Source organism: Francisella philomiragia subsp. philomiragia ATCC 25015, assembly GCF_000156715.1.
Taxonomy (GTDB): domain Bacteria; phylum Pseudomonadota; class Gammaproteobacteria; order Francisellales; family Francisellaceae; genus Francisella; species Francisella philomiragia.
The window spans coordinates 86,512-105,477 of record NZ_DS999314.1 but is presented as its reverse complement, the minus strand read 5'-3'; the positions used below and the strand labels follow the sequence as shown (position 1 = coordinate 105,477).

The following is an 18,966-nucleotide window of genomic DNA, read 5'->3' as shown; positions in this document are numbered from 1 at the left end:
CTCCCAAAATAATCTTATATACTTATAAATTTAGTTTTTCTTATAATAGTTTAACAGTCGACCTTTCAGTATTTCTAGTATTTTGGTGACATACTTAGTCGAAATACATAAATAATTTGCCTTAATGCCATTTAACTCTAGAGCTTTAATCGTTTCTTGGTTAATAATCTTTTTACTCTGCAAATTACTAGTACTAACCCCGCCTACCAACATATTAATTATACATTTATTTAAATATGTATACGAAAGTCTATTCACAAGCAAGAATCTCACAAAAATCTCATAATCTGCAGCAATCTTAAAATCTAAACGGTAGACTCCATATTTTTGATAAATAGTTTTTTTGACAAAAAGTGTCGGATGCGGTGGCATAATTCCAAATTTCAATCTATTTGGAGTAAAACGCTTAGCTGAGTAATAACGCAGGATCTTGCCATTATCATTAACAAATTTCAAATCTGCAAAAAGCATATCTTTATCATTCTGCCTAAACGCACTCACAATACTGTCTATAACATCACTATTATTATAGCAGTCATCACTATTTAAAATACCAATGATATCCCCAGTTGCTAAAGCGATACCTTTATTCATAGCATCATAGATACCATCATCTGATTCGCTTACTACTTTTGAGAGCTTAGCGCGATACTTTGCTAATATATCCAAAGTGCCATCATAACTACCACCATCAACTATTATATATTCAATATCCTGATAGCTTTGTGAAATTACTGATTGAATTGTCTTTTCAATAGTCTCTGCAGAATTGTAACAAACTGTAATTATCGATACTTTCAAACTATCAACCTTCTAAAATATTTTTATAAATCTCTAACTGCCTAGCTATTATATAATCATTTTGATATTGCTTTGCAGAATTTTTCGCATTTTGACTCATCAGCTCATAATTACTATAGTCATAAGAGTTTTGTATAGTTCTTTGTAAGTCATTTTTTGTAGTTATGAAGCCATTTTCTCGATTTTTGATAAAATCTCTACGCGTACCAATGTCAAAACCAATAACAGGAACGCCAAAACTCATAGCCTCTATTATCGTCAAACCAAATGTTTCATACCAAACAGATGGCTGAATTAGATACTTCGATTGTGAAATCAAAGATAGCGTCTCTTCCCTAGTACATTTTCCTTTAAAAATAATATTTTTAGATGAATATTTATTAATTATTTCATCACTATCAGGACTATCGCCAACTACAGTCAACACAAACTTATCATCTAAAGATACCCATGTATCTAAAAGCTCAAATATACCCTTAGATTCTTCAAGCCTACCCACATAAATATAGTTTTGTCTAGTTTTTTGAGTATGTTGATCTACAGCCAAAGAGATACTATTTGGTTTGAGGATAATTTTGTGGTTTGAAATACCAAGCTCTTTAACCTTTTGCCTTTGAAAATCAGTCAACACAAAATAATAGTCAATATTCTTAAACATTTTGAAGAGCTTATAAAAACTAAATGCGGCCTGAGCAACCAAGCTTTGTAATCGTGATTTCCTATAGCACTTATTTTTTATACCAAAAATAGGCAATTTACTTTTGGTACATAGTTCACATGCACCAAAGCCATCTCTATATAGAATACCAGATATACACCATAGTCTGTAATTGTGAAGTGTATGCACCACTTTAGCGCCAGATTTTTTTGCAGCCTTAAAGACACTTGGTGTCAACAATGGAAAAAAATTATGCACATGGACTATATCAATATTATTATCCCTAACTATTTTTTTAATATTTCTATAATGCTTGCGTGAAAACCATATCCCAAATAATAAGCTAAATTTGCTAATATCATCATTAGAAACCTGATATGCCAAAACATTATCTTCGCCATGTAATTCTCGCAAAGACTTTAACTCATTATCATAAACTATATCTTCGCCACCAATATTATTTGACTGATAGCGGTTATGGACAATCAAAATTTTCATAAATAAGCCTCAACTTGCTCAATATCCTTTGCATTTAGAGAGAATTTCTCCACACCAGTGATAAGCTCATGATATTTATCTGAGTTAATTGCTCGGATTAATGAAATTAGTCCATCAATATTTTGTGGGGCTATCCAATAACCATTTATATTATCTTTGACAATATCTCTAGCTCCACAGTTTTGGCTAATAATCACAGGCAAACCGAAATAAAACGCCTCTTCAACTACTAACCCCCATGGTTCAACCAAGCTAGGTAGCACAAAAACATCATGACTAAGAAATTCATTTTTAAGTTTTTTATTCTCAATAGCTGATTTAAACACAATGTTATCATTCGCGATTTTTTGTAAATATTCCCTCTGTTCTCCCTCACCAATTATTGTTAGGCTATAACCTTTTAGGCTATTAAATACCTGAACTAATATTTTTAAATTTTTAATGGCTGATAATCTTCCAACATAAAGAAACTTTTTGTGATACTCTCTTACTTCTTTATTAAAGCTTGGTTTGTTGATAATACCAACACCTCTTGTAATTTTTATATCGCCACGATATCCAAGTTTTAGTAATAACTCTCGATGAAGAGTACCAGATGCAAAAACTGTAGCTATTCGCGATAGAAATATTTTTTTTATTAATGCTTGTATTCCTGTAGCCTTACTTTCATTAATAGTTGACTCAAGAGCTAGACAATTTTTGTTTTTACGATTAGCAAATATAACATACCAAAACTCACGCAAATCCCAACCACTTACTAATATTCTTTTATATTGAATACTTTTTAAGATACTTCTTAATCTTTTGATATTCGCTGAAGAGTTTCGCTGTTGTAAATTACCTGAGAATAAAACTTGATACTCAAAAGATACGTTATCTAAACCAACAAAGTCGTTTGCTCTTTTTTCATTTGTATTCGAGGCTAAGAAAACAACAAAGATATTTAGCTTCTTAGCTAACTGATTATACAAGTTAACCTTATAAAAAGCTGGAATGTGAGTGATTATGACATAATCATACATGATATCTTCTTGCCTCTAATTAAATCTATATCTAACTATATGATATAACAATACTAGCTTTTAGTAACCCCTAAAGTAGCTTCGTAGCTTAACTAACAAAGAAATAATGTAACTCTTGATTACAGGCAGATACGAAAGATTGTAAGATTTATTTATTTGAAATTTTTCTTTGAGAATCTTATTCAAGTTTTGTGATGATATACCATCAAGATCATACTTAGAAACAGTCATATCTAGATATTTAGATTTTTTACCAAGCTTAAAGTACTGCATTGTAAAATCTTGATCTGCACATATCTTGTATTTAAGATTGTATTTTATTGCTTTATCTAACCTATAAAAAGTAGATTGATGGCACAACATCATTCCTAGCGCCATATCTCTCAAATTTAGTTGAGATTTGTATTTTAGAATTTTATGACCAATATCAGTATTTCCATAAATGACAGCAGTATCTTGAGAAAATTTGTTCTCAAATACCTTCTGTAAAACATCATTAGAATAAAAGCTATCTCCTGCATTCATAAAGTTTAACCATTGCCCTTTAGCTAGTGCAATACCTTTGTTCATAGCATCGTAAATACCTTGATCTGGCTCACTGATATACTTAGTAATTTTATCTTGATATTTTTTAATAATATCAAGCGTACCATCAGTAGAGCCACCATCAACTATAATGTACTCAATATTTGAATATGCCTGATTTAATACACTTAAAATAGTCTCTTCTATAAGCTCTTTGGCATTATATACAACTGTTATAACTGTAACTAAAGAATAACTTGCTTTTTGAATTTGGGAGTTTGACAAGGATAGCTCCTAAGATATATTAGTGACTTTTCTTACCTAGTTTTTCACTAAGCTTGTACCCTATATGTCTAAATATTCTAACATACTCATTATGTCTTCTAATCATATTATCTGAAGTATATTTGACATAAAATTTATATATAAAAATATGCCACAGATCAAAAATATTCTTTCTTGGCTTGCCGCCAACAATATCATAAAACTCATTCATATAACCGCTTAGATCATGGCTTTTGTTAGTTTCATGATGTCTAAAGCCCGAAACATTACTATTACATATATGTAAATTTGCATGTTTTGCAAACTCGTGCCACATAAAAAAGTCACCGGCTAGTTTATACTCAGCAAACTTTTTCATATCCATTTTATCTTGTAATGCTTTTGTCCAGAAAGTTGACTCTTGTTGTATCGATGGCAAACTCGTACCATGGATACCCTTTATTATTCTCTTTCTTGATGGTACTAGAGGCAGCATAGAGTTTTCAATAATACCATCCTTGTTGTACCAAGTATTTTTAGCATTTATCCACTGTGCTTTTTCGCCGTGTTTTTTCATCTCAGCAGCTATCGCTTTAAAGGCATTTGGTAGATAAAAATCATCCGAATTTATATAAGCAACTATATCACCAGTTACTATCGATAATCCCTTTGATAAAGCATCATACATGCCATCATCTTTCTCACATATGAACTTGATATCCAGACTATTACAAAATATGTCTAATTCGCCTTTGTTATGTTTATCGACATACTTTTGAATAATATCACAAGTGCTATCTTTTGATTTACCATCCACAAGAATATATTCAATATCAAAATCACCTCTTTGATTTATTACACTCAAGATAGTTTCTTCAATATATTTCTCAGAATTATATGATACTGTTACTATAGAAAATTTCATTTTTTCCCTTCTAAAACCAATAAAGTTAAATTATTTTTATTTGAAAATTTTTGCTCTTATATTTTTAATTACAGGATATATCTTAACAACTTTCATTAGTTTTACAATAAAAGATCTAAGACTATTATCATTTACTTGTTCTTCTAAAAAATCTATATATTCACTACAATTTTTTATTGTTTCATTGTCTTGCTTTTTAAATTTTGCAAAGCTTTCTACTACAACTCTTAAATCTTTTTCCGAGAATTCATTCAAAACCTCTGACACAAAACAAGATGTACAAGTATCTAGGCTTTCACTAAAAGTATTTGCAAATGAATAAAGAAACTTATCTTTATATTCATCACCAAAAATATAACTAAAATCAATACATCCATGTAGAAACATAATAAGCTGTGCTTGCTCATTTGCACCACTCCATATACCGCCATCATTCATTCTATAAACCGACATAATTCTATCTATATATTTTATGGACCCAAATTTTGAAAACACTAACAACATATAAACATCATTACGTTTAACAGATGAATATTTAGCAAGATACTCGTCAATTTGATCTTTATGTTTAGAATCATACCTAAAGACTAAAGATGTAGTATGTAAATATGCAGAATCTATAAAATCTTCAAATATATAACTATCTTTTTTATTATTAGAGTTTACAAATAATCTATCTGTTAACTCTCCATTGATTAGAAATCTAGTATTATGACCACAACCCATAAATTCTATGTTCTGCTCTAGAAAATCAACTTGTTGTTGTAATTTAGTAGAGTCTGTCCAATAATCATCACCTTCACATAAAGCTATATATTTACCTTTAACTTCAGGCAAAATAAAATCTCTGATAGGTAATGCACCTTCTGAATACTTGTTTTTTTCTTGATAAATTAATCTGATAATATTTGGATATTGCTTAGCATAACGTCTTAAAATCTCTGTAGTTCTGTCAGTTGAACAATCATCACTTATTATTATCTCAAATGGAAAACTAGTTTCCTGCAATAAAAAACTTTTTAAAGCTTCTTCAATATATTTTTCTTGATTATATGCTGTACAACATATACTTACCATCGGTTGATTTTTTTGCCATTGTGCTACTATTTGTTTTTCACTTTTTATTTTTGACATTACTAATTTAACAGACTCATACATCCCTATAAACTATTATTATAGTCACAAACAAATTCATAATAAATGACTCTTTGATGTATTAGTCTATGAATTTATTTTAGTCTATTATTTTTTTACTGAGCTTATCTTTTAAATAACTTTCACCAAACTCAATATTAAGATTATTTCTCTCAATAAAATTGTAAAGTTCTCCAAGATCCAAAATATATTTATCTTGTCTCTGCACAATTGTAATATTAGCCTTCTTATTCATAAGGCTTTCAAATATCTCTACAATATCTAAAACTTTATATCTATATGGGTTTGCAATATCAATAGTAGAACATAATTCACCATTTATTAAATATGAATCTACAAATTTCTTAACATCATCAACTTCAATAACATATCTATATGCATCTGAATAAACATTAAATTCTTGGTTATTTTTAATAGAATGATAGATATAGTTTATTATAGTATTATGCGACTTTAAACTACCAAAAAGTTGAGGAAGTCTAAAGATAAAGTACTTATTTGAGAGCTTTTTTATAAGATACTCCATCTGTATCTTATGTTCATAGTATGCACTTTTAGGATAGTCATTAGCAGATAATGCACAACTACTAAAATAAACTATCTTCTTATTTGAATTATTTTTCAAGACCTCTTCTAAAAGATTTCTTTCTCTGTCAAATTCATTTTTGTCTGTACAATTAGAGTTCGAAACTCCACTAGCAAAAATAACAACATCATCATTAAATTGATAACTTTGAAAAGCATTTGCCAATTGCCCACCACCAACTACCACGATGTACTATCCTTATAAACAGTCACATATTTATAACCATTTTTCTCGACTATATTTGGTATTATTCTCTCTAATGCATGCATATAACTACCATCACGAGGTAAAGGTTCCTCTTGTAGAATCATATCCTCATTAAGAGAGAAAATATCTCTAATAGCATCTACTCTTGCCCAAAACATATTACCTAAAGGAAATAAAGGTGTTTCACAAATTTTTTCCAATCCAATAGCAGTACACAACTCATCAACATAAAATTTGTTTTCTCCAATATCTATATAAGTTCTATCCTCAGGAAAAACTAGGCCTATTTTTTCATCATTAAATAAATTAAGTATAGAATTAGATATTTGTTCATTATCACCTATTAAATTATTTAGCAGATAGGCTCTCCATTTATCTCCTAAATTATCATGGGCACTAACTGTTTTTTTACTATGGAAATGACCCACAATTTCATATCCTCTATTAAGTAACTGATCTTTTAAACCAAATATCATTGGTGCAATATCTCTACCAATATTATCTACTGCTACAATCTCAACATTAGCAGCTCCAGAACTACTAAACTTCTCTTTAATAAACTCTGAATTATTACTGTCTATAATAGTAATATATAAGTCATATCCTTTTGGAAGCAACTTAAAATACTCATTAAATTCATCAGCAAGATCTATATAAAATAAATGGAGATGTATTGCAAATTTATGAGATATATTTTTTTCACTATTTATAGGTAATCTATAACATTCATGAGTCGTATAAATTCCTTTATTAAGTGCATCATACAAAGGAACTCCAGTTTCACTATCACTATTTTCTATGATCCACTTAAGGTTTGAAAAGCCTGGACAAGGATTAGATGTCAGTCTATGTAAACCTTTTCTATGTGCTAATGTATAAAAATAAGTTGAAGCAGATTTTAGCTCAGATAATCCTATAAATTTATTATCAAAAAATTCAGACTCTTCTAACTTATTTGATATTTTTAGATTCTCTGTATTATATTCACAACACTCATCTATTTTTTCTAATAAAAAATTAATATATTTATCAAAATCTAAATACTCTTTAACTAATTTAGCATTTATATTTGTTTTATTTGTAATTTTTGTTAAATAATTTGCGATCTCGTAACCTAATTGGTATGTATCTAGATAATCTACAATTATAGACTCCGCATTATATTTCTCTAAAAACTCAACCGTACCTGAGGCATCCCTAAAACAAGCGATTGGCAAATTAGCTTCTAATGCATCAATAGCAATATTTGGAAATGGATCCATTCTTGATGTCAAACAATATATATCTGCTATTGAAAAAATTGCATCTAGACTTTGTTGATGCTCAAGAAAAATAAAGTCATTACTTAAATCAAATATTTTTATTTCTCGTTGCAACCAATATGAATATGCATAATCAGATTCTCTTAGACCATCACCAACCCAAACAAATTTACACTTACCCTTATAGTTTTGTTTAGTATATCTAGCTATGGAGATAAATAAATCTATACCTTTTCTAATATCTATAGATCCTGCCCCTACAATGATTTTATATTCATCTTTATTACGAATACCTATCTTTTGTAAAATTTGGTTTACACTATCTGAATCTCCATAAGTTTTTGGTATAAATGGAAGTTTACCTTGTGGATAAATCGAGATATTCTTAGGGATATTTGATATTATCTCGACATCTTTCAAATAATCTGTTAGAGAATCTTGAACAATTTTTGCTGGTAAAATAACGCTATCTGCCGCTATGACATTATCGCGCATTATGCCAGATGTAACTCTATATCCAGTGAATTCATGTATTAATGATAATGTAGGAATTCGTAAATCTCTTGCTACACTTAAAACTGAGTGAGTAACTACAGAATTACATATGACTACTTTTAAATGATATTTATTATTCAAATAGTCAAATATTCGTGGTACTATCAAATCGGTATTAGTATTAGTAGCATCAACAAGTAAAAAACAATCATCTAAAAATGCATCATGAATTGTTGCTTTTTCCATCACATAATTAATTAAATTATATTTACCACTTAGATTTTTACCTATATTTAATCCAAGTAATGGGGCTCCCGTTGCAGAAGACTGATGAGATACTAATACTATAGTTTCTCTACTATCTATATAACTCTTTCCTCCCTTGAAAAGACTATTCTTAATAATTTCTTGTTCACTACGAGGCTTTATCTTACGATAGACTTTACTAATTATTTCTCTTCGCATACTACCTATTGGAAATAACACGGACAGGATCACTTTAATCTTTTTCATCTTTTTACTGCTTATTTTTGATTTTAAATACTTTTTTATAAATATTTAGAAAGACTCTAACAGGCATCATAATTTTCCAAGTCCATGAATGATAAGTTCTATTCAATTCATTTTCTAAATTTTTATTAGACATAATTAAGTTTTTATTTTTATCAAACAGATAATCAACAAGCCAATTTTTATGACTTTCCGCAAAGTGGATTTTATTTTCAGCTTTCCACATTTTATAAAAAAACAAACTATCATTATCATTTAAATCGTAATTTGTAAAATATTCAAAAATTACACTATCTGATTTTAGTGCATTATCTAATCTAATACCTACATTTTCAAAACTATGATTTTTAATAAATTCTTCTTCTAACTCATTAGATGTATTTAATTTATATATTTTACTTTGTTTATAGTCTTTATAAAAACTTTGGATTTCTCTCAGTAATTCATCATCACTATCAAACCAAAGTTTTTCAAGAGGTGTAAAACCTCTTATAGGAATACTTAATCCACTTACAATTTTATTTTTTAACCAAGCATCAAGAGGAGCTGTCCCTCCAGATAAAGGCCAACTTGTTAAGAATAGATCAGCTTTCTCAACAATGTTTAAATATTCATTGTAAGGTACTGTTTCTATAAGTTCGATATTAGAATACTTATTTAGATTCTGCCAGTATTTTTGACTTTTTTTAGCACCAACAACCTTAAGTCTAAACTTGGTATTTGTATTATGAAGTTCTTCGACAAACTTAGGAAAATTAAATTCTGCAAACGGTTTATACTTATAATCTGCTCCACTACTAACAAATAATAGATTTTTTCCCTTTTTTTTATTTTCTATAAATAAATTTTCAAATTTGATAGGGATACCCATAAAAAAGCTTTTCGTTCCTTTATTTGATCTATACTCTTTATTTATTTTATAGCCAAAAAGACTTATCTCTGCAATCAGATCAACAGACTCAAAACCAAATGAAAAAACGTGATCTGCATGATTTACAAAAACTATTTTAATATTATTTCTAAGTTTTTTCTTCAGGATATCAACAGCAACAGCTGAAACTATATCATCAGGATGAATATGTAAATATATAGTTCTATAGCTCTGTGCAATTAATATTATATCTTCGATATTTGCATCTTTTGAAGGAAAATTATAAACACTACAAGAGTCCCAGACAGATAGTTTTTCTTTATAAGAAAACTCTGTGCGAGATATAAGCACATCACCTACACATCTAATTCTAAGTATATTCTCTAAAAGTCTAGTATGTCCACCATATGGATAACATTCTGTTATTATATGTAATTCATCTTTGACTTGTTTATCTATAGATATTATTTTTGAATATTTATCATATAAGTCATTTACAAACAATTTTTCCCAATAATCATCCTCAAAAAGTTTTATATTATTCATCCAGCAAAGATTTCCATAAATCCTGGCTAAAAATAACCTTTGATCTTCTATATCTACTATAGTGACTTGTCGTTTAATATTATCAAGCAATTCTATAAGTTTTTGTTCTATATCATTCATAGATTAAAACCTATTTAGAACTTCAACTACAGTTAATATATTTTTTTTGGATAAATGGCGCCCTATAGGTAGACTCAAAACTTGACTATGAATCTGCTCTGATATTGGATAATTATCATTACTCCATTCTTTATAAGCTTCTTGATGATGTGGAGCTGTAGGGTAATGAATAACTGTTTGAATATTATTATCTAGTAGATATTTTTGTAATTTATTTCTATTCGCTGTTCTAACTACAAATACATGCCATACATGATTATCTAATTTCCTAAGCTTTGGTAGAATAATACTTTCATTTTTAATATTAGAGAGATAATATTCTGCAATTTCTCTACGACAATCTATTTCTTCATTTAAATATTTAAGTTTAATACTAAGCATAGCAGCTTGTATTTCATCTAGACGGCTATTAATACCTTTATAAAGATTTTTATATTTCTCATGACTTCCATAATTTGCCAAAGCAGATATAGTATCTGCTAGAATCTTATCATTAGTAGTTATAGCACCAGCATCGCCTAATGCCCCTAAGTTTTTACCAGGGTAAAAGCTAAAGCCACTAGCATCGCCTAGGTTGCCTGATTTCTTATCTGCAAAATATGCACCATGTGATTGAGCAGAGTCTTCTATTACTTTGAGATTATATTTCTTAGCTATAGCATTTATTTTGTCCATCTGGCAAGTTTGACCATATAGATGTACTGGCATTATAGCTACTGTCTTAGCTGTGATAGCTGATTCAATTTTATCTGTATCTAATAGATAATCATCTAAATTAGGCTCTACTAACACAGGCACCATATCATTAGCAGATATAGCCAAAATGCTCGCAATATAGGTATTTGCTGGTACCATAATTTCATCACCAGACTTGAAGACACCTAGTTCTTTATACGCTCTGATAATAAGAATCAAGGCATCTAAACCATTAGCAACTCCTATAGCATACTCAGTACCACAATATTTAGCAAATTCTTGCTCAAATTTTTCACATTCACTACCACGAATATACCAACCACTATCAATAACTCTAGCACAAGCATCTTTTAATTCTTGCTGATATAGGTTATTTATTTTTTGTAAATCAAGAAATTTGATCATCTTTCAAACCCTTATCTCATAAAAATCATGCACAACTGCTCTTGCACCAAAACCTTCTTTTTGAGCAATAAGCCCTTCATTTAAATATTTCCCATTATCTTCATTTGAAATTCCAAAATCAAAATATTTTTTATTTTGATATTTATTAGAAATAAGATAGTCTAATACAAAATCTAATGCACCTACTTTTCTACCTTGTTCAGAGCTAGCAAGATATTGAGTATGTACTATATCTGAATTTTCAAATATAACTGTCCCCGCTAAAATCTTTTCATCATCTTTTACTACAAATAATTTTATATTATTTGGAAATAATTGTGCTAATCTTTTAATCTCATCCTCATTATGCACAGGTGTAGCATTATGCTGATGTTTCAATGCATCTCTAAGAATGCTCCAGTAAGAATTATAGTCAGATGATTCTTCAATGATAAGTCCATTTTTAAAAGCTTTTTTTATAGCTCTCTTTCTTTGCTCTTGGTACTTAATCTTATTATCCAATAAGATTGTCGTTGTCACATCTCTCCTAATAAGACTAGCCTCATTAACATAAAGAGCATAACGATCTTCTTCCGCTGGCAAACTGCTATATATATATGGAATACATTTGTATATAATTTTTTTAATGTTTTGTTTTAAAAGATATCCTTTTAAAACATCAAAAAGTTCTAACATACTTTTTGTTTTTATATTTGTATCTATTAAAAAACCTCCAAATGTTAAGCCTTGATGAGAATACAAAACATCACCCTCAATATTTGCTGGAAGTAGTCCTAATATTTTTCCTTTTTCATCATAAAACATTAAAGAAAAATCTTTAAATCTATCAGAATGATAATCCATATAATCCCTGTAAAACATAAAATGGCTATTTTTTGCATTAGTTACAAATAGATCCCAGTCTTGCTTTTTATCTACGGTATATTTAATTAATTGCATTTACTTCTCTACTAATCTTGCATAACCAAAACCATCAAGCCCCATATTATTACCATTATAAAACATATACGTTCCATAATTAGTTTTTATAACTGATGGATAACTTAAATGAATAGAATCCCAACCCAATTCGGATAGTTCAATACCTTTTTTAGTATCATCTCTCAACCAAGAGGATCCATCTGTCGATTCTGCTTGACCAGCGATATATCTACCATCAGTTGTTCCATATGTAAAATTCATTATATATTTATCTTTATACTTATATACTCTTGGTCTGCCAATTCTATATTCTTTATTCTGACTATTATTCTCAATACATTTAATTCCTTGATTAGGAAAATCAACACCATTATCAGACTCAATATAGTTTATATCATACTGTGGATAATCGACTCCATTTATATTCTCCCAACCACTACCTGTTGCATACCAAATTTTAAATTTTTTATCCTCATATATCACAGAATGTATAGCCCTAATATAAAAAGCTTCTTGAGCTCTATCAAGTATAGGAGTTTGCTGATATCTTATAAAAAATTCTCCATTATCATTACTAATTGCTAAGCCTGAATATGCTAAAAATTTAACTTTCTCAACTTTTTGAAATCCCACATAGTACATATAAATTCTATTATCGACATTAATTAAATCACCAAGAATCATCCCATTATCATCAAACATACCTCGTTGCCCAACATCAAGCACTGGTTTATTAGAAATCTGTATTATATTTGATGGATTCTTTGCTTTAACATCAACGAAACCTATTCTCCCTACTCCTTTAGCATCTCTAAAACTTACATATATTCTAATAACCTCGTCATTTAATAGATATGCTGTAGGTGTTAATGCTGAATTATCCCTCCAACTGTTGTCTTTAGGTGGCGTATAAATCAACCCTTTTTTTTCCCATTTCATAATAATTTTTCATTCCTTAATTCTAAATAACCTATGACTATCCACTTTAGATAACTCTGTTTGTTTATCTTGATAAAATGCCTTTTCAGGAGTATCTTTCTGTATAAGGGTTCTAGCCCCGATGAAATTATCTCTTGCAATCTTAGTATTATTCTCAATAGTACAATTTACTCCAAGAAAACTGCTATCACCTATTTCACAAAAACCTGAAATAACGCAATGAGAGGATATGAAACAATTATTTTTTATAATAGTATTATGACCAATATGATTACCACTCCAAATAGTTACATTATCACCTACTTTAACAAATGGTTGTAATGTATTATTCTCAAATATAAAACAATTTTGACCAATTTCAACATTTCTCCATACGAAAGATCTAGAACTTATATAACTTGCACAGATGTATCCTTTTCTTTTAGCTTCATCATAAATTTTAGTTCTACTTCTATTTAATTTACTAGAACTAATAGCCACATAGACTTCAAACTCTTTAGGAGAATATACTTGTTCTAATACTTCAAAAGGAACTACAGGCAAATTATATATGGTTTTTTCAGAAATATATTGTTGATTAACACTAAATGCAACAACCTCATATTCAGAATCATAATGAAAATATTCATATGCTATTAAAGCTGTTTCACCTACTCCAACTATAACAAGTTTTTTAGTCTTTTTCATGAACAACCTCTTTTAAAAATTTATCATAGCTCCTAATATAATCATTTTCATCATATAACTCACTTGCTAAAACCATAAGCACGCAATCAGGAGAAAAATCAAACATTTCTCTCCATATCAAGCCTGATATCATTAGACCTTGATTGGGAGAATCCAATATAATGTTTTCTTTTTCTATTCCATTATCAATTAAAATTTTGCAATTTCCTGATACACATATCAAAACTTGTTCCAAATTCCAATGTGCATGATAACCTCTACGCACATTTTCCTTTGTTCCATAAATGTAATACACTCTTTTTATATCAAATGGGATGTTTTTATTTTGTTCTAGAGATATAAGACACCCTCTTTCATCACCTTTAGCTTCAAAGTTTAATATCTTTATCGACATAATTAATTCTCAACTCTATTTAAAAAATATTCACCTTTAGTGTAAAAATTCGATGAAAAACCCTTATCTTGAGCTTCAAAAACAACTTTTACAGGCTCATATGCCATTATAACATCTAAAGATTGATGAGTTAGATTGCTTATGCTTGGAAATTCACAACCAACATTTAAAACATAGTTACCCGCCTTTAATGGAACATTTACTTTAATTGTTGTAATAATAACTTCTCCCTCACTAACACTCGGAAAAGTTACAAAATCTTGTGAGTTTATACAACTTATTTGCTGGATCCCATCTAAACTTGCCAAAGATGTACCTATTACAAAAGTAGATAGATTAGTATTAAATTTAGTGGCAATTTGTATATAATAATCATTCGTTGCAACTAATTGATTCGTAGGCTTAAAATCCTGATCTAAAATCACAGCATTTAGAATCGTAGCTCTACCATCTCCAAATCTTTGAGATAAGCTCATATCTAGATTCTTTGGTTCAAGGGATACAACGACAGGAATATCTTCACTAGACAATTCATCATAAGTTTTACTATCTTCAATCTTAGTATCAATCTCTTTTAGATCATCATTCATCTGTATACTTTGCATTTCGACATATTTACCAACTACCCTAGCTGAATCTCCATAATCCACTAGTTGTCCATTTTGGAGAAAAACAGCCTTGTTACACAAAGTCTTGACAGAGTGAGCATCATGACTAACAAATAAAACGGTAACTCCTCTTTCCATCAGACTAATCATACGAGCCATACATTTTGCTTGAAAAACCATATCTCCAACTGCCAAAGCCTCATCTACAATCAATATATCTGGCTCAACATTTATCGCTACAGCAAAAGCAAGACGTGCAAACATACCACTAGAGTATCCTTTAACGGGTTGGTTTATAAACTCTCCTATATCAGCAAATCTTAGTATAGCATCAACTCTTGTATGCATTGCTTCTTTGTCATACCCCATCAGAAGACCTTGGAGATATATATTCTCTAACCCTGTATACTCTGGATTAAAACCTGCCCCTAGTTCAAGTAATGCTGATACTCTACCATTTACAGTCACAGATCCAAAACTTGGAGTAAGAACTCCTGTTATTATTTTAAGTAGAGTTGATTTGCCACTACCATTTTTACCAACAATACCCACAGCATCACCCTTATTGATTTCAAAACATACCTCATTTAAGGCATAAAAATCTTTATGATACTTCTTACCAAAGATATTGAGTGACTCCTTTAACCTATCTACAGGCTTATCATATAGCTTATATATCTTCGTTAAATTCTCTACCTTGATCGCTACTTCTTTATTCATCACAAAACATCCGCAAAATGTGGTCTTAATCTCTTAAATACTACCGAGCCTATCAATAAAAATATCATCACAATCACTAAGTTATAAATACTAAGTAACGGCTTCTCCCAAAATCCAACATGATATATAAAACTATCCCTATATCCTTGTATTATGTAATACACCGGATTTAGCTTAATCAAATACTGATATTTCTCTGGCACCATACCTATATTCCAAAATATCGGTGTCAACCAAAATCCTAACTGAATTATCACTCCTATTAGCTGACCTAAGTCTCTCAAAAACACTACTACAGCACTCGTTATCCATGATATGCCCAAAACTAAAATCACTGTAAAACCAAAATAATAAAATACCTGCAACCAATATATAGAAGGTGTATAACCATAAATAAAAAATAATAATACTATCACTCCAACAAAAAACAAATGTATTAGTGATGATGATGTAACCTGCACTATCGGCAGTAATGAAACTCTAAAAACTACTTTTTTGACTAAAAAACTATTTGAAAGTATCGCATTTGTAGAGTTCTGTAGCGCCTCTGAAAAGAAAAACCATGGAATCATCCCTGTTATTAGCCACAAAATAAACGGCACACCATCAGATGCTGCTGCTCTGAAGCCTACTGTAAATACAAACCATAACACCGCTATCGTAACCAAAGGCTGGATAAAAGCCCATAGCATACCTAGATGATTACCCATATATCGTGATTTAAAATCATCCTTAGCTAAATTTAGCAGCAATCGACGACTAGCATATATATCTGCCAAAAAATTTATAAATAACATCAGTATACCTTACAAATAAAACTCAATAGTTTCTTTAAACATTTTCTCAAAATCTTGAGATGGTTTCCAACCTAGCTGGTTCTGAATCTTACTATTGTCTATAGCATATCTCCAGTCATGTCCTTTCCTATCTTCTACAAAAGATATTAGTCTATTATGTGGAGCATGCTCAGGCTTATACTCATCCATTAGCCTACATATAGTATTTATAAGTGTCAGATTATCAACCTCATTAATACCTCCTATATTATAAACTTCTCCTATCACACCCTTTTCAACTACTGTTTGTATAGCATCACAATGATCTACCACATACAGCCAATCACGAATATTTGAACCATCTCCATATACCGGAATAGGCTTTTGGTTGATACAGCTATTAATTACAACTGGTATCAACTTCTCAGGATGTTGATATGGTCCGTAGTTATTTGAGCAGTTTGAAATCGTAACTGGCAATTTATAAGTATGATGATATGCCCTAGCAATATGATCAGACCCTGCCTTAGATGCTGAATATGGAGAGTTAGGCTCATATGCCTTTGTCTCTGTGAATGCCGGATCATCTTTTGATAATGTACCATACACCTCATCTGTAGATACATGATGGAACTTACAATTAGTTTCATCTAATCCTAACTCATCTAACCAATATCTTTTAGCACAATTTAAAAGTGTAAATGTACCTATTACATTCGTCTCTAAAAATACCTTAGGATTAGCAATTGAATTATCTACATGAGATTCTGCTGCAAAATGAACTATAGTTTCAATATTATGATTCTTAAGAGTCTCATATACTAACGCTTCATCACAAATATCTCCTTTGATAAAAGTATGATTATGTTCATTTTCTAGATCTTTTAAATTATCTAAACTACCTGCATAAGTAAGTTTGTCATAAGATACTATTTTCACATCGTTATATCTCGATAACATCATACGTACATAGTTACTACCTATAAAACCAGCTGCGCCTGTTACTAATATGTTTCTAGGTTTATAGTTCATTTATATATTCCTTTATAGTTTAAATAGTATTTTGATATTTTAAAATCTTATAGCGTAATTGTAGCTTGTTATTGATTATTAGTTAATAGTAAATTGATTTTATGAATGAGTTTTGTTCATATGGGGTGTCAAGTGGCCATAATGACAAATCTCTTGTCATACCGTGACTTGATCACGGTATCCACTTTATGATATTGGATTTAGTATACATGGATTACACTATCAAGTGACATAGTAACAGAAGGAAACTGTTTATATAAAATTACTATAAGCCCATCCATTCTGGATTTGTTAACTAGATTGCACTCTCAATGCTCATACACTCTTTTTATATGATTTGATGTGATACCAATTTATAAAATAGTATTCTTACTACTCATAATTCAACATTCAAAATTTATCATTTAAAATTCTGTATATACAGTCTTGTAAAGAATTCTTCCAATATGGTATTGATAAACCAAAGTCCTGCTTTATCTTCTTCTTATTAAGCAAACTATAATGTGGCCGCTTTGCAGGTGTTGGATAATCAACTGTCTCAATAGGGTTAACTTGACACTCTATTTTTGCAATACTCATTATCTCTTTTGCAAAGTCATACCAGCTTGTTACACCCTCATTAGAATAATTATAAATTTCAACCACCTCATTGTCATTCTCGTGCTTGACACGCGAATCTACTTGACTAAGTATATCTAAAATAGCTTTTGCTAAGTCTTTAGCATAAGTAGGAGTACCTACTTGATCATATATAACACCCAAAGTATCTTTTTCTCTACCCAAACGAAGCATTGTTTTAACAAAATTATTACCATAAGATGAATAAACCCATGATGTTCTGATAATTATCGAGTCTTTAGGATTTATTCTCTGTATAACCTCTTCACCTGCTAGCTTAGTAGCCCCATAGATACTTTGAGGATTTGTCTTATCACTCTCAATATATGGTCTAAAACTCTCACCATTAAAGACATAGTCCGTAGATATATGGATAAGTTTGATACTGCACTTTTTAGCAAGCTCTGCAATAGTTGCAACAGCTAGATGGTTTATCTTATCAGCCATTTCAATATCTGACTCAGCTTTATCAACAGCTGTATATGCAGCACAATTGATAATAGCCTCAATATCATGCTCGACTACAAATCTCTCAACAGCTTGATGATCTGTAATATCTAGTGACTTACTATCCATGAAGATAAATGTATAATTTTGAATTTCTAATTTTGAATTAGACACTAGCTCTTTTAATTCAGAGCCTAATTGACCATTACTACCTGTTACTAATACTTTCATACAAACCTATTTAGTTACTAGTTACCACATCAACATATGCAAAACAC

The 18,966-nt window shown here is 29.9% G+C and carries 18 protein-coding genes; all 18 read right to left on the bottom strand.

The annotated features are described in order from the left end of the window. Nucleotides 1–30: 30 nt before the first annotated feature. The gene (locus FTPG_RS04775; protein ID WP_004287294.1) at nt 31–801 is read right to left on the bottom strand and encodes a glycosyltransferase family 2 protein; all 771 of its coding nucleotides are present in this window, start codon (nt 799–801) and stop codon (nt 31–33) included. A 4-nt stretch (nt 802–805) separates the two neighbouring features. Further along, nucleotides 806–1,957, bottom strand: a complete 1,152-nt coding sequence (locus FTPG_RS04770; RefSeq protein WP_004287293.1) for a glycosyltransferase — start codon at nt 1,955–1,957, stop codon at nt 806–808. Then, on the bottom strand, nt 1,954–2,979 hold the full coding sequence (locus FTPG_RS04765; protein ID WP_004287292.1) for a glycosyltransferase: 1,026 nt from the start codon (nt 2,977–2,979) through the stop codon (nt 1,954–1,956). Before FTPG_RS04765 ends, FTPG_RS04770 begins: the two co-directional genes overlap by 4 nt. A 60-nt stretch (nt 2,980–3,039) precedes the next feature. Beyond that, a complete protein-coding gene (locus FTPG_RS04760; protein ID WP_004287291.1) occupies nt 3,040–3,789 on the bottom strand; it encodes a glycosyltransferase family 2 protein in 750 nt (249 codons plus the stop codon). Between the two features lie 19 nt (nt 3,790–3,808). Beyond that, nucleotides 3,809–4,693: a glycosyltransferase gene (locus FTPG_RS04755; protein ID WP_004287290.1), complete on the bottom strand. Its 885-nt coding sequence runs from the start codon at nt 4,691–4,693 to the stop codon at nt 3,809–3,811. A gap of 36 nt (nt 4,694–4,729) precedes the next feature. Further along, nucleotides 4,730–5,827 carry a glycosyltransferase family 2 protein gene (locus FTPG_RS04750; protein WP_234367153.1) on the bottom strand — a complete coding sequence of 366 codons (1,098 nt, stop codon included), beginning with the start codon at nt 5,825–5,827 and terminating at the stop codon, nt 4,730–4,732. 100 nt (nt 5,828–5,927) lie between these two features. Next, on the bottom strand, nt 5,928–6,620 hold the full coding sequence (locus tag FTPG_RS04745) for an NAD-dependent epimerase/dehydratase family protein (RefSeq protein WP_004287288.1): 693 nt from the start codon (nt 6,618–6,620) through the stop codon (nt 5,928–5,930). Then, nucleotides 6,614–8,911: a rhamnan synthesis F family protein gene (locus tag FTPG_RS04740; RefSeq protein ID WP_004287287.1), complete on the bottom strand. Its 2,298-nt coding sequence runs from the start codon at nt 8,909–8,911 to the stop codon at nt 6,614–6,616. The genes FTPG_RS04745 and FTPG_RS04740 overlap by 7 nt, the downstream gene beginning before the upstream one ends. Nucleotides 8,912–8,915: 4 nt before the next feature. Beyond that, nucleotides 8,916–10,445: a hypothetical protein gene (locus FTPG_RS04735; RefSeq protein WP_004287286.1), complete on the bottom strand. Its 1,530-nt coding sequence runs from the start codon at nt 10,443–10,445 to the stop codon at nt 8,916–8,918. A gap of 3 nt (nt 10,446–10,448) precedes the next feature. Beyond that, nucleotides 10,449–11,546 (bottom strand): DegT/DnrJ/EryC1/StrS family aminotransferase, encoded by a 1,098-nt coding sequence (locus tag FTPG_RS04730; RefSeq protein ID WP_004287285.1) that lies wholly within the window; start codon nt 11,544–11,546, stop codon nt 10,449–10,451. 3 nt (nt 11,547–11,549) lie between these two features. Beyond that, complete coding sequence (locus FTPG_RS04725) at nt 11,550–12,485, bottom strand: GNAT family N-acetyltransferase (RefSeq protein WP_004287284.1); 936 nt, start codon at nt 12,483–12,485, stop codon at nt 11,550–11,552. Next, nucleotides 12,486–13,406 (bottom strand): hypothetical protein, encoded by a 921-nt coding sequence (locus tag FTPG_RS04720; RefSeq protein ID WP_035722421.1) that lies wholly within the window; start codon nt 13,404–13,406, stop codon nt 12,486–12,488. It lies immediately after the preceding gene. Nucleotides 13,407–13,415: 9 nt separating this feature from the next. Continuing rightward, nucleotides 13,416–14,093 carry an acetyltransferase gene (locus FTPG_RS04715; RefSeq protein ID WP_004287282.1) on the bottom strand — a complete coding sequence of 226 codons (678 nt, stop codon included), beginning with the start codon at nt 14,091–14,093 and terminating at the stop codon, nt 13,416–13,418. Beyond that, nucleotides 14,080–14,487 carry a sugar 3,4-ketoisomerase gene (locus FTPG_RS04710; protein ID WP_004287281.1) on the bottom strand — a complete coding sequence of 136 codons (408 nt, stop codon included), beginning with the start codon at nt 14,485–14,487 and terminating at the stop codon, nt 14,080–14,082. The genes FTPG_RS04715 and FTPG_RS04710 overlap by 14 nt, the downstream gene beginning before the upstream one ends. 2 nt (nt 14,488–14,489) lie before the next feature. Next, nucleotides 14,490–15,815 carry an ABC transporter ATP-binding protein gene (locus tag FTPG_RS04705; RefSeq protein ID WP_004287280.1) on the bottom strand — a complete coding sequence of 442 codons (1,326 nt, stop codon included), beginning with the start codon at nt 15,813–15,815 and terminating at the stop codon, nt 14,490–14,492. Further along, nucleotides 15,815–16,612 (bottom strand): ABC transporter permease, encoded by a 798-nt coding sequence (locus FTPG_RS04700; RefSeq protein ID WP_004287279.1) that lies wholly within the window; start codon nt 16,610–16,612, stop codon nt 15,815–15,817. The genes FTPG_RS04705 and FTPG_RS04700 overlap by 1 nt, the downstream gene beginning before the upstream one ends. A gap of 9 nt (nt 16,613–16,621) precedes the next feature. Further along, nucleotides 16,622–17,623 (bottom strand): dTDP-glucose 4,6-dehydratase, encoded by a 1,002-nt coding sequence (gene rfbB, locus FTPG_RS04695; protein WP_004287278.1) that lies wholly within the window; start codon nt 17,621–17,623, stop codon nt 16,622–16,624. 390 nt (nt 17,624–18,013) lie between these two features. Beyond that, entirely contained in the window at nt 18,014–18,919 is a 906-nt protein-coding gene (rfbD, locus tag FTPG_RS04690) for a dTDP-4-dehydrorhamnose reductase (protein ID WP_004287277.1), read from the bottom strand. Between the last annotated feature and the right edge of the window lie 47 nt (nt 18,920–18,966).

Coding starts and splice junctions, on each gene's coding strand:
- FTPG_RS04770 (WP_004287293.1), bottom strand. CDS start 1,957: ATGAAAATTTTGATTGTCCATAACCGCTATCAGTCAAATAATATTGGT.
- FTPG_RS04765 (WP_004287292.1), bottom strand. CDS start 2,979: ATGTATGATTATGTCATAATCACTCACATTCCAGCTTTTTATAAGGTT.
- FTPG_RS04755 (WP_004287290.1), bottom strand. CDS start 4,693: ATGAAATTTTCTATAGTAACAGTATCATATAATTCTGAGAAATATATT.
- FTPG_RS04750 (WP_234367153.1), bottom strand. CDS start 5,827: ATGTCAAAAATAAAAAGTGAAAAACAAATAGTAGCACAATGGCAAAAA.
- FTPG_RS04740 (WP_004287287.1), bottom strand. CDS start 8,911: ATGAAAAAGATTAAAGTGATCCTGTCCGTGTTATTTCCAATAGGTAGT.
- FTPG_RS04735 (WP_004287286.1), bottom strand. CDS start 10,445: ATGAATGATATAGAACAAAAACTTATAGAATTGCTTGATAATATTAAA.
- FTPG_RS04730 (WP_004287285.1), bottom strand. CDS start 11,546: ATGATCAAATTTCTTGATTTACAAAAAATAAATAACCTATATCAGCAA.
- FTPG_RS04725 (WP_004287284.1), bottom strand. CDS start 12,485: ATGCAATTAATTAAATATACCGTAGATAAAAAGCAAGACTGGGATCTA.
- FTPG_RS04720 (WP_035722421.1), bottom strand. CDS start 13,406: ATGAAATGGGAAAAAAAAGGGTTGATTTATACGCCACCTAAAGACAAC.
- FTPG_RS04715 (WP_004287282.1), bottom strand. CDS start 14,093: ATGAAAAAGACTAAAAAACTTGTTATAGTTGGAGTAGGTGAAACAGCT.
- FTPG_RS04710 (WP_004287281.1), bottom strand. CDS start 14,487: ATGTCGATAAAGATATTAAACTTTGAAGCTAAAGGTGATGAAAGAGGG.
- FTPG_RS04705 (WP_004287280.1), bottom strand. CDS start 15,815: ATGAATAAAGAAGTAGCGATCAAGGTAGAGAATTTAACGAAGATATAT.
- FTPG_RS04700 (WP_004287279.1), bottom strand. CDS start 16,612: ATGTTATTTATAAATTTTTTGGCAGATATATATGCTAGTCGTCGATTG.
- rfbB (WP_004287278.1), bottom strand. CDS start 17,623: ATGAACTATAAACCTAGAAACATATTAGTAACAGGCGCAGCTGGTTTT.
- rfbD (WP_004287277.1), bottom strand. CDS start 18,919: ATGAAAGTATTAGTAACAGGTAGTAATGGTCAATTAGGCTCTGAATTA.